Below are 12,851 nucleotides of genomic sequence, written 5' to 3'. Positions count from 1 at the left end.
TTCAAAAATGATGAGGCTGGAGGAGTACGAGGCGCTCATCGAGGGGGCGCGGAACGACGCGAAGGAGCTCAATCGACTCGTCGGGGTGCTGCAGGCTTCGAGCGAGCCGGGGCTGAACCGCTTGCACTTACGCGCAAAAAGCCTCCTGTTCATGTTAAGACGCACCGCCGCGCAACCCGCCGTTCCGACGCTCGCTGCTCCAGCTTCTTTACGACCGCATTGGCTCTCTGAGCTTGGTATCGTCGAGTTGGACGGGCGACCGTTGTACAGATACCACCTGTCCGACGATGCCTTCCGCCGTCTTCAGATAGGACTGCGCCAGAGCGCTCCGGCTTTCCTCGGCGAGCCGGAGCCCAAGCTCGCCGCGAAGTTTGCCCTGTGGGCCGCCGAGTGGTTCCGACGCTGCTACGACGGGTCGGGGCGCCGCTGGCAAGCCTTAGCCGAGCCGCTCGGCCTCGATCCGGACGCTGTCGGGTGGACGGAATGGGCCGACAAAGGGCTCCGGTGGTGGAACATCCGCCCCCTGATCATCAACCGCACGCATCACCGGCTTGCCGCCCTCGCGCGGCAGGGCGGCTTTCCGATCGCGGCGCTCGAGGGACAGGGCAGCGGTTGGGCGCCGCGCTTCCTCGAACGCCTGGTCGGAACGCTCCTGTCCCGCCCCGCAGAGGACGGTGACGCCGCGATGCAGGCCGCGAACGACGTCGCGGACGAACTCATGGACAGCTTGGTTCCATCGACTTGGCGGCACACGGAAATCCGTGTTCTCGCCGCGGATTTGGCGCTTGCGGTCCTGCGATGGAGACGCGTCGCCGAGCAGAACGGCGTTCCGGCTGGATCGCTGGTTTCGATTTGGCTCGACGAGCACCATCCAAAATGGCGCGACGACATGCCGATCCGCGTCGGCACGGAGGCGGGAAAGGCCCTCATCGACGGGCTCGTGAAAACGACGGAGCGGACACCTGTCGGGTCCGTCGCGAAAATCGAGCGCCAGCTTTTTGTCTCAACGGATAACTGGTGGGAAGGCATCGAGTTGAAGCTCGAAGGCTTGCTGAGGGACGCCAGAGGCCGCGCGGTCGCGTCCGGTGCGAGCAGCGAATGGAACCGCCTGCGCTTGTTCCCGTCCGGTGAATTTGCCCGCTATGTGTCCGGCGAACTGGCTGTTGCCGATCCTGATGACGACGGAATGTGGATCGCGCGGCAGACAACCCTGCACCCAGCGTTGAATCTCACGTCGGCAGTCCCGGTTTCGGTCGAGCTGCGCGGCGGCGCGCAGCGCGTCGCCGGTCCCTTCATCGTCCATGGCGGCGATGCGGTTTCGGCGAGCGTCCGCGTCTTCGAGCCGATCAGTGGCGAGGATCCGCCGCAAGCGTTCCGCCTGATTGGAACGGGCAGCCGGGGTTACGGTCCCGACACCGTCTACGTCGATCTGCCGCACCGTTGGACCTGCGAGCCCCGGTCTCCCGCTTCGCGCATCGAATGTGTGGCGCAAAGCGAGAAATTGGGCCGCCGGCTGTGGCGCGTTCAAGGGGAGGCGTCGATCCGGGCGCCGGACGGGGACGTTTATCTCGTCCGGACCGGTCAGAAGGGCGAGGAGCGCGACTGCCTCGAATTCGTTGGGCAGCTTGTGCCGGGCATGACGAACCTGGATGTCGACGTGCCGGTCTTCCTCGGCCCGCCGAAGCTCGAATTGCGCAAGGGAAGCCGCAGATCGGCTCCCCTTTCCGGAGAGATCCGGTGGCGGCCGCGCGGCCAGAGCGCGTGGCTGCCTTTCGCCGGCAGTATGAAGCCCGGCCCGTGCGAGTTTTCCTGGCGCGACGCGAAAACCGGCCACGTCCGCGACCGCCGCGACGCCGTCGTTCTGCCTGACAGGTTCCGCATCGAGCGCAAGCCGCAAAACGGCGCCATCGACATCGTCGTTTCCGGGTGGCCGGGCGGCGTCAGAAGCGACGGGAGCGAGCAGGTCGCTCCGCACTGCGTGCGCTTCCCACTACAGGGAAGCACGCGGACGTCCTGTTCCCTTGAACTGCTGGACGGCTCGCCCACGCCCGTCGTCTTGTCCGTGCCGCTGCCCCATCATGCCTGGATCGTGGACTGGTCCGGCGCGGCGGTTCCCCGCGACGGCCGGGTCGCGCTGTCGACGATCAACCGCTACGTCGCTCGCACGGACGGGCGTTGCGAGCTGACGGCGCAACTCCTGGACCGCGACCGGAGGCCGGTGCCCCATTGCTTTGTGACCTGGTGCGTGGAAGAGGAGCTTCCGCTTTCGACGATCCGCGACGACCTCGTCGCGCTGTTGCGCCCGCACGGCGACATCCACGCTTCGGTCAAGCTCGATTTCCACGATGGGCGCAACAACTTCTGGTACGTCCAGGAGTTCGACACGCCTCTCGTCGTGCAGTCTGACCGCTGGCGGTTCGACGGAGCTATGTCGGACGACGCGCCCCGCGTCGTCGGACGGCTGGCCTCCGAGCCCGCCCGCGAGCACGATCTCGGCCCCTTCGACTCCTCGGCCAGGCAGGACGGTCTGGAGCCGCCGGAACTGACCGGGGACTGGCTGGTCTACCTGCGCGCCCGGGAAAGGGTCCTCAGCGCACCGAGACTAGTGCGTGGCGCGCCGGGTTCTGCAGCTCCGGAAGCGGCGCTGGCGCGTGCCGCCGGTATCGCCGACCACGCCGCGCGCAACGCGTCGCTCGGTGCCGCGTGCGCCTCGGTCCTCGCGGCGCCTGACTCGCCCGAAAGCCGCGCGTTTGTTCGGGACCTGATTCAGCTCGCCCTGTCGCTGGACGGCCTGCCGCCCTCCACCTTCGACGTGTTCCTGCACCTGTCGCGTCAGCCGCGATTGGCGGCGACCATGTTGTTCGAGGCGGCGGAGAAGGACGTTGAGGCGCTCTTGCGCCTGTCCCAGGGACTTCCTTTCGACTGGTCGCTGGTTCCAGCCGAAGACTGGAGCGAGGCCGCGGCAACCCGGTTCCGCTTCCTGATCGAGCGCTTTCCGGATGAGGTTGAGGTCGTGGCCGAATTGATCGGAAGCCGCCGGAAGACGATCTGCGAAGCCAACCCGGAATTGGCACCACACTTGGAGCCGCGGAAGGTGCAAAAGGATTTGCACACGGCTGCGAACGAGTTCCTGAACCGTTCGCAGGACCGCATCCCTGAGACCGCCAGCCCGTTCCGCCCCGAGCGCGCGGGGGTGCTGCCTGGCTGGAGGGTCGGCGAGCATTTCTGGCGGCCGCTCGATGCACCGGTCGTCGCCGCCCGCGCGGCGCGGGGGCGCGTCACGCTGCATGCCTATGAGATCGCCTGCATCAAGGATATCGGCCGACGTCATCCCCGCTGGTTCCGCGAAGCCTACGCCATCGCCTTGGGAGAGACGTGATTGGGCATCGATCTGCAACTCGGAGCCGACGGCAGCCTGTCGCCGCTCGCCATCGACCGCCGGCTTCGGGAGCGCGTCACGGAGGCAGTGATCGCGCAAGGGGGACTGCGCCACGCCGAACTCAACGCGTTCCTGCGCGAACGGCTCGCGGGAGACGACGTCGGCAAGGGCGCCCTGTTCGCCGAACCTGCGCTCGAAGGCGCGGCGGGCTTCGTGTCTTCCGGCAGGACGCCGGCCGATCTGGCGGGGAGCCTCCTGCATCATCGGCTCGTTTCGGCGCTGACCCATGGCGAGCCCGGCGAGGCCTACCGCTTCGACTATCCCGTCTACGCCCATCAGCTGGAGGCTTGGGAGCATCTTCTCGCGCCGGACCGGCGTTCCGTCCTGGTCTCGAGCGGAACCGGCTCCGGCAAGACCGAGTGCTTCCTGGTGCCGATGCTGGACGATCTGGCGCGCGAGGCGGAGCGGAGCGGGCGGCTTTCGGGCGTCTACGCGCTGATGCTCTACCCTCTGAACGCCCTGATTGCCAGCCAGGAGGAGCGCCTGCGCCGCTGGATCGCGCCCTTCGACGGCGACATCCGCTTCGGGCTGTTCAACGGTCTGATGCTCGACCGGCGCAAGCGCGACCGGGATCGAGACGAGGCGAAGTCGCCCGAGCAGGTGTTTTACCGCACCACGTTGCGCAGCGATCCGCCGCCGGTGCTCGTGACCAACAACACGATGCTGGAATACATGACGATCCGCAAAGAGGATCAGCCGATCATCGAAGCGTCGCGCGGCAAGCTGCGCTGGATCGTGATCGACGAGGCGCACTCTTATGTCGGCTCGGCGGCGGCGGAAGTCTCGCTGCTCCTGCGCCGGGTGCTGCAGGCTTTCGGCGTCGAGGCGAAGGACGTGCGCTTCGTCGCGACGTCGGCCACCATCGGCGGCAGGGACGAGGCGGCGAAGTCCGACCTGCAACGCTACCTCGCCGATCTCGCGGGCGTCCCCTCGAGCCAGGTGCGCGTCGTCCTCGGCGCGCGCGAGGACGTGACGCTGCCGCCGCCCTCCCGGTCGACGGCGCTGAGCGCCGCGGACTTCGGGACCCGGGCGTTCGCCGCGAACCCGGTCGTCCAGCGTCTCGTCCGGGAAGCGGAAGCCGGACCCGTCCCGCTCGCTCGCGCCGCCGAGCTTGCCGCCGTCGCCGGGATCGATGTCCGCTCCCTGGTGGAAGCGGTTGCCGGTTCGTCGTCCCGGGCGGGCGGCGGGCCGCTGCTGCCGCTGCGGGTGCACAAGTTCGTCCGCGCCGTGCCCGGCCTCTGGTCCTGTCTCGACCCGGCATGCACCGGAGCCAAAACTGTTGACTGGCCATTCGGCGGGCTCGCCTTCGAGCGGAGCGATGCCTGCCCGGCCTGCCAGGGCCCGCTGTTCGAGATCGTCGGCTGCCGGGAATGCGGCGAGCCCTGGCTCGACGCCTTCGACCACGGCGACCGCCTGCGCCCTGCGGCCCTCGCTCCCGACGCGGACGAGTTCGCCGCGGCGAGCGCGCGGGAAACCGACGAAGCGAGCGAGGAGGACGAGGAGCCTCGGCCACCGGCTCCCGGCCGCGCGAAGGCAGCCCGGCGGCTGATCGCCACCCGGGCGCTCCCGGGATTGTCCGAACGCATCGTCGATCCCCGAACCGGCGTGCTGCCCGAGCGCAAGGCGGAAGGCGCCAAGGTCTGGATGAGCCGCGTGCTCAGCGAGGAACGTTGCCCGCACTGCAACGCTAAGCCGTCGCGGGCGGAAGGGCGGATGCTCTGGCCTTTCCGTTTCGGCGCGCCGTTCCTGATCCAGAACGCCGCTCCGACGATGCTGGACGGGGTGAAGCCGAGCGAGCGCCGCAACGTCGAGCTGCCGGCGGAAGGCCGCCAGCTCCTGTCGTTCACCGACAGCCGGCAGGGCACAGCCCGCTTCGCGGCCAACGTGGAAACGCTTTCCGAGCGCAGCTTCGTGCGCGCCTTCGTCTACCATCTCGTGCAGAAGGCGGCCAAGGACGTGGGGCTGACGGACGAGAGACGGACCGAGCTCCATGACAGACGGGCCAAGTTCGCCCGCTACGCCGATGATTTCGCCGACGAGATCCAGCGCATTGACGATGAACTCGCCGGCGCGAGCGAGCCGAAACCCGTTCGTTGGACGGATGCCGTCAAGGCTCTCGCCAGCGAGCCCATGGTCAAGCAGTGGATCGGCAGCGTCTGGGATGCGGACCGCGACGAACGCTTCCGCGACGCCGAGAAGCTCGCGAACTTCCTTCTCCTGCGGGAACTGAACCGCCGCCCCCGCCGCGCCAACGCGATCGAGACGCTGGGCATGGCCAAGCTCGGCGCACCGGAATTGGAGAAGCTCGGGCCCGCCAGCCTTCCCGCCGAACTCCGAAACCGAGGCTTCTCGATCGGCAACTGGCGCGACTTCCTCTACTTCCTCCTCGACGGCGTCGTCCGGAACAATTTCGTGCTGAGCGTCAATAGCGACGATGCGCGCTGGTTCCTGCCTCGCAAGTCGTTCCTGCGCAGCATCGTCGGACCCGATCGGGAGAAGCGGACCGATTCGGACGTGACCTGGCCGAAAGCGAGCGCCCGGGCCGGTTCCAAGCCGAACGCCGTTCTCGTGCTGGAACGCGTTCTCGCGATGGACGCCGAGGATGGAGAAGGCCGTGCCGTGATCAACGATCTCCTGCGCGCCGCCTGGACGCGGATCGAACCGTTGCTGTCCGGAAGCGGGTCGACATTCGCGCTGAACTTCGAGCGGATCGAGATCGCGCCGGTCTCGACCGGCTGGCTCTGCCCCGTCACGCACCGGGTCCTGCCGCGCCTCCTTTTCGGCCGCACGCCCTATGGCGTTCGCGGCAACCCGCCCGGCGCCGCGCAGGCGCCCGAGCCGCTGCGGTTCCCCCGCCTGCCGACCGCGTTTCCGCGCAACCCGTCGGAGCGCGCCGAACTTGCCGCCTTCGTCCAGGACGACCCGACAGTCGCATCGCTGCGGGCGACCGGCGTGTGGACCAATCTGCACGACAGGGCGGCCACCCTCGCGCCGTACATCCGCGCGGAGGAACACTCCGCGCAGCAGCCGCCGCACCGGCTGCGCGAATTCGAGGCGCAGTTCAAGGAAGGCGAGATCAACCTTCTGGCCTGCTCCACCACGATGGAGATGGGCGTCGACATCGGCTCGGTGGAAGCGGTGCTCAACACCAACGTCCCGCCGTCAATCGCCAACTACCGCCAGCGCGTCGGGCGGGCCGGACGCCGCCGGCAGAGCTTCGCCTCGTCCCTGACATTCGCGCGGGACACGCCGCTCGACCGCGAGGCCTTCCGCGATCCCGTGCGCTATCTCGGCCGGCAGATCAGGGCGCCGCAGGTCCGGCTCGATTCCCGCCGCATCGTCCAGCGCCACGTCAACGCGCTGCTGCTGGCGGGCTGGTTCAGGCAAGCGAAAGGGGAACTCGACAAGGTCAAAGTCGGGACGTTCTTCGGCTTCCCCGAAAACCTGTCCGCGGAGCCCGACGCAGATCCGCCGGTGCAGCGCTTCGGCGCGTGGCTGCGGCAGCCCAGCACCGCTGCCGCCTGCCGTGAACCGCTCGACCGGCTCACGGCCGGCACTGCGCTCGCCGGCAGCGGGCAGTTGGCATCGCGGGCGGCGGAGATGTTCGCGCTCGCGGCGGATGCGTTCGGCAGCCAGTGGTCGACCTTGGCGGCCCAGGCGCAGTCGCTGGCGCCCGATGCGCGCCGCGGCCTGGAACTCCAGCTTCGCCGCATGTGCCGCGAGCCCCTCCTCAAGGAGCTTTCGGCGCGCTCGCTTCTGCCGGGTCACGGCTTCCCCAACGCGGTCGTGCCCTTCATCAACGACTGCAAGGACAACGAGGAGCGGCAGCGGCGCCGCGAGGACGAGGGGGAAACCTCGCGCAACAGGCGCTACGACTATCCCAGCCGCAACGCGGACGTGGCCATCCGGGAATACGCGCCCGGCGCGGAGGTCGTCATCGACGGCCTCGTCTGGACGTCGGCCGGCGTGACGCTGAACTGGGAGCGGCCCGCGCACGAAGCCAAGGCCCGCGAAATCCAGAGCATCCGCTGGTCGTGGGTTTGCCGAGCCTGCGGCGAAACCGGCGGCGCGCATTCCAAGCCGGAAGACTGCCCGGCCTGCGGCGCGGACGAGCTGAGCCCACAGCAGTTCCTCGAGCCGGCCGGCTTCCGGGTGGACTGGCGCTCCAGGCCGCACAACGAGACGGACACGACCCTGTTCATCGAGCCGCAGCCGGCGCGCATCTCGGCTCGCGGGGCGCGCTGGGAACCGCTGCTCGATCCTGCGCTTGGGCGCGCCCGGGCCAGCGCCGACGGCCGGGTCTTCCACTGTTCCCTGGGCGCCGCGAGGCAAGGATATCGCGTGTGCCTCGACTGCGGCCGTGCCGAGGAGGAATCCGACGCCGCACTGCGGGATCATGACGCGTTGATGCCGGTCAAGGGCAACCTCGGGCGTTGTCCCGGGAACGACCGGAAATTCGCCCGCACGGCGCCGTTGGCGCTCGGCTGCGAGGTGCTGACGGACGTCGCCGAGATGCAGCCGGCGGCCCTTGCGGAGGAAGGAACCGCCTGGGCTTTCGCGTCGGCATTGCGCGAGGCGCTCGCGCGCGGGCTCGGCATCGAAACGCGCGAGATCGGGTTGGGCGTCGAGCGCAAGCGGAACCTCCTGGGCGCGCCCGCCTGCTCCGTCTTCCTTTTCGACGCCACGGCCGGCGGCGCCGGCTACGCGCCGCGCCTCATCGACGATCCGGTGTCCGCGCTGAAGTCGGCGCGCGACATCCTCGATTGCCCGGCGCAGTGCCTGAAGGGATGTTCCGCCTGCGTTCTCGTCCCCGACCTCCACGCGCGCCAGGAAATCGTCGATCGCCGCGCCGCGCTCGCCTTCGTCGAGAGCCTGCTCGGCGATCTGGCCGATCCGCCGCCGGACGACGTGGCTGTCCCCGGAGCCGAGCTCTGCCCTCCCGTCGCGGACGCGCTCGTCCGGCGCCTAGCCGAAGGCGGCACGGTGACGATATGGGCGCATGAGGAGATCGACATCGCCGCGCTGGCGCAGCCGCCTTTGTCGACGCTGCTCGGAGCGGCGGGGCGTTCGGGCGCCGCGTTCCGGGTCGTGCTCGCGCCCGACCGGCTCGCCGCCCTCGACGACGCCGCGCGCGCGGGCCTGCGCGATGCTTCGCACCGCCACCGCTTCACCCTCGTCAGCGGCGAACCTCCGGTGGCCCGGAACGGTGCGCTGCTTCTTGCGGCGCACGAAAGCGCTACCACCACCAAGGGCTTCTTCTCGCGCGACCGTGGCGCCGCCGTTCTCGGCGCCTCGTGGGGAAGCGGCAGCCTCCATCCGGCCGTCGCCGCCACACTGACCTCGCTTCCCTCGACGAGTCCGGTCGACGCGTCGGTGCTGGAACGGAGCGTTCGGCCGGGGGATCGCGTACGGGTTATCGCGCAGGATCCCGAGCGGTCGGCGCGTCTCTTCGGCACGAGTTTCCTGCAGCGACTCCTGCGGCCGGAGCTCGAGGCCGCCGGGCTTTGGAAGCCCGGCCGGCTGGCGTCGATCGGCTATTCCGACCGGTACCTTAAAGCGCCGCTGCCGGTGCTGCTGCTGCTGCGCGTCGCCGCGGCGCTGAAAAGCGAGCTCGGCGCGAAGACGACGGCCATCCCTTTGACGCTCGTGACGGAGCCTCTCAGGGACGACCGCTTGGGTCTTTCGTCCCGGCGACTCTTCCACGACTGGCAGAAGGAAGCGGACAGGTCGGCGACGATCCGGGCCCTGGCGCGCGACCTCGGTTTCGATTGCCGCTACGCAGACGGGGGCGCCTCGCACGGGCGCAAACTGACGATCGGCTACAGCGACGGCTCGGCCGCGATCGTGCTGTTCGACCAGGGCTTCGGCTACTGGCGTTCGACCCGGCAGGACGATCATCCGTTCCGCGCCAGCCCGGCAGAGCAGGCCAGGTCGCTGATCAATTCGAGCGTTCTCGTCGGCGGGAACGGCGACAGCTACTTCGCCGTCACGCGGGCCGAAGGTCCGACGTGATCGACGACCTCAAGACGAGAAGTCGCTGCGGGAGAAGCCGAGGGTCGCGGCGTTGGCGCTGACGTCGTCGCAAAGGCGCTCGTCGAAGCCGGCTTCGGTTTCGGCGTGCACTTCGAGAACGATCCTGAACCGCGCGCCCGCCGCCCGGTCGAGCTCAGCGACGATGCTCTCGAAGATCTGCGAGGCCTTGATCCCGCCGCGCACCGCGTCGAGCTCGAACACGCCGTTGTAGCGTTTGGGGATCGGTTTCGTCGCGGCCGACTGGTCGCCGCCGCGGCCGACCGGGGCGCCGCTCGCGCCTCCCGCGGGTGAGCCGATCACGACCGAGGCCGACGGCGTCTCCCCGGCCGCGGGAAGCTCGCTGCGGCGCACCAGCAAGAGCCCCGCGCCGAAGCGCACTTGGACCGCGCGGGCGAACTGCAGGTTCTCGTAGCCCGCCTCGGACCGGCCCGAGGCAAGCGCGAACGGCGAGCGCCCAGTGTCCATGTCGGCGATCGAGGCGGCGACGGCGTTCGCTAAGGTCACCTCGTCCTGCAGCCGTTCCATGTGGAGGAACTCGAAGTACCAGTCGCGGACCTGGTCGACCGGCAGGTGCGCTTGGCCCGCCGGCCAGAGTTCGAGGATCCGGTCCGCGAACACGGCGGCGCCCAGCGCTTTCGCGACGTCGCCCTCCTCGACGACGCGATCCCAGGCGGCTTCGGAGGGCGTCTTCTGCCCCGTCGGCCGCAATAGCTTTGGGTCGAGCACGATCTCGGCGCCGCCCCCTGGCGTCTGCGATGGGACGAGGATGTGCTGCCAGCACTTGCGGATCGATTCCAGCGCGACCCGCGCCGCCTGGTCGCGCCGACTTTCAGCGTCGCGCCGCTGGCTGGCGACGAGCTCCAGCGCCGCGTCGGCAGCGATGCTCTCCCAGGCAAGCTTGCGCTTCACGGCCCGCCGGCAGTCGTCGAGAAGCCTCGCGTCGGGCGCGAGGAACACCAGGGCGTTGCGGTACTTGCGCTGCCCGCCGGCGCGGCGCTGCACGGCGTTCTGCGCCTCGATCTCGGCGGGCGACGAGCCGCCGCTCGCATAGGGCGTCGCAGGTCGGAGGATCACGAGGCGCGAGGTCGGCGTGTCCTCCACGTCCGTCGCACTCGCCGGGCAGGGGTGAACGCCTCCCCAGCCGCCGCTCCTGCGCTCGGCGGCAAGCAGGCGGACGATCTCCTCGTTCGCGCGGTCGTCGTCGATGTCGAGCTGGCGGTTCTCGGCGAGCTTATTCAAGGTCGGCTTCGGGCCGAACCAGTAGCGGCCGTCCGCCTCGTAGAGGTGGGCGGAGCGCTCGGCGAGCTCGCGCAAGGCGTCGCCGAAGATCGAGATCTGCTCGTTCGGCCGGACGCAGGCGAGGCGCAGCTCTGGCGCGGTGATCGCGCCGCGCTCGCTCGCCATCGGCGCGGAGGCCATGAACACCGCGCGCGCCGCGCGTCGCGCTACCTGATCGTTGCGGTAGCGCGGCCGGCGCGCTTCCATGTCGGCCGGCAGCGAGCCGTCGCCGTCGACCTCGCTCTCGACGATCGTCCCCCAGGTTGGGCCTTCCAAGGGCTCGATCAGGCCGCCGCGCACCTGCGGGTCGCCCATCTGCAGCGAGCTCGGTAGGATGAGCGGCTCGTTGCTCGCCTCGCGGTAGCTCGCGTAGATCGTGCGGGCAAGAAGCGACAGCACACCGCGCGTGCGCTGGAACTTCTCGAGGATGCCCCAGTCGTTCGACAGCTTGTCGAACAGCATCGGGTGCACCGGATAGGCCTCGGTCATCTTGTCGGCGTAGTCCGCGTCGCCGGCGCCGACCGGGAAGTCGGACTTGTTCTCGCGGTAGAGCTTGCGGAACCGCTCGACGGTCTTGCGGCGCTCGCGCTCGCCGGTCTCGTCGAGCTCCTGGAACAGGCGGCGGCGCACGACGGAATAGGTCTCGGCCCCCTGCGCCGGCTGCCAGGCCGACTGGGTGCGGCCGAACAGCTTCTCTAAGGCGCGCAGCGTGTCTTTGCCCTTCTCCGTGCCGCCGGCCTCAAGGTCGCTTTCCGGCAGCGAGCCGACGATCAGCGCGTTCGGCACTTGCGCGGCGGCCTCGGTCAGCGACTGGAGGAAGGAGATGTGGCTGTCGTAGCGCTCGCCGGAAAGCTGGCGGACGAAGACGACGAGCTCGTCGAGGAGGATCAGGGACGGGCGGCCGGTCAGCCGCAGCACCCGGCCAAACGCCTCGGCCCCTGGGCTCTCGCCGCTCAGTTCAGAGCGCTCGACGAGTTGCATCCCTTCGCGGCCGGCGATGCGCCAGGCGAGGTAGCCCCAGAGCGTGCGGACGGCCGCCCCATCGGCCACCGCGAGCGGCTCGCTCGGGCCCTTGTCGCTGCCGGAGAACACTGCCGCGTTCACCTCCCCTAAGCTGGAACGGCCGATCCGCGCCGCGACCGAGCCGAGGTTGTCGACGCGCGACCAATCGGCGAGCCGCGCCATGTGGAGGAGCGACATCAGCGTGTGGGTCTTGCCGCCGCCGAAGTTCGTCTGCAGGCCGACCGTCGACGGCCCGCCCTGGCCGGACAGGCGCCGGGCGGCGTTCTCCAGGGTCAGCGCCAGTCCAGCGGTGAGGTGCGTCGCCTTGAAGAACGAGTCGCCGTTGGCATAGGTGTCGCCGCCTTCGCCGCGGTCGGCGGCGGCGAGGTTCGCGGCGAAGCGATCCTTGTCGAGCCGGCCCTCCAACACGTCGTCCTGCGGCGGCGAGACGATGCGCCAGGGCCGCAGGCCCTCGACGTCGCCGCCGGCGAAGAAGTCGTCCTGGGTCGGCTTTTCCGGGGGAGCCTTCGGGGCGGTGAGGATCAGGCCCGACGGTTTTGGCAGGATGCCGGCCCGCACGGCGGCGGCCCGATCGCCCGTCGCGCCCGCGGCCGTGCCGCCGGCCTCCGGTGCGGTGGGCTTCGGTTGCGGCGGCGCCATGCGGCCCATCAGGGCGACGAGATGGGCCTGGACCCCGTCGGCCTCGCCCTTGGCACCGATGGCGCGCAGGAAGTCGACGCCGCCCGATAAGGCGCGCAGCGCCAGCATGTCGTCGATGGCGCCGGCGGAATGGCTGTAGGTGTTGCGCCCAGCGAACACGGCGGAGGCCGCGTCGCGCGCTTCCGGCTTGAGCGTCGCGGCGAAGACCTCGCGCCAGTTGTGGATCACAGCGTAGAGCACTGCGTGGGGGTCGAGCTCGGACACGGGCGACAGCGTGTTCGGCAGGCGCGCCGTGGCACGCCAGTTCGCGCCGAGCGAACCCTTCAGCGCCATCTCGACGTAAGGGCGGCCGACGCGCTCGACCCGCTCCAGAAGGTCGCCGATCGCCTCGCGGTTGCTCATTGTTTCCCCATCAGTTTCCGGCCGTTCGGCCCGGTCT

At 69.7% G+C, this 12,851-nt stretch carries 3 protein-coding genes; 2 read left to right on the top strand and 1 reads right to left on the bottom strand.

The features are described 5' to 3' along the window. The first annotated feature begins 7 nt into the window (after positions 1-7). Together F6X38_RS15560 and F6X38_RS15555 are read left to right on the top strand one after the other, a co-directional pair. Positions 8-3,379, top strand: a complete 3,372-nt coding sequence (locus F6X38_RS15560) for an STY4851/ECs_5259 family protein (protein WP_161992777.1) — start codon at positions 8-10, stop codon at positions 3,377-3,379. Further along, positions 3,380-9,451: a DEAD/DEAH box helicase gene (locus tag F6X38_RS15555; RefSeq protein WP_150971180.1), complete on the top strand. Its 6,072-nt coding sequence runs from the start codon at positions 3,380-3,382 to the stop codon at positions 9,449-9,451. It begins immediately after the preceding gene. A gap of 9 nt (positions 9,452-9,460) precedes the next feature. Here the strand turns inward: F6X38_RS15555 and F6X38_RS15550 are convergent, their stop codons facing one another. Then, a complete protein-coding gene (locus F6X38_RS15550; protein WP_150971178.1) occupies positions 9,461-12,814 on the bottom strand; it encodes a DUF499 domain-containing protein in 3,354 nt (1,117 codons plus the stop codon). Positions 12,815-12,851 lie beyond the last annotated feature (37 nt).

Origin of the sequence: Plantimonas leprariae, assembly GCF_008802405.1 — a bacterium.
Lineage (GTDB): Bacteria > Pseudomonadota > Alphaproteobacteria > Rhizobiales > Rhizobiaceae > Plantimonas > Plantimonas leprariae.
The sequence above is the reverse complement of the archived record's forward strand: the minus strand, read 5'-3'. Positions and strand labels throughout refer to the sequence as shown.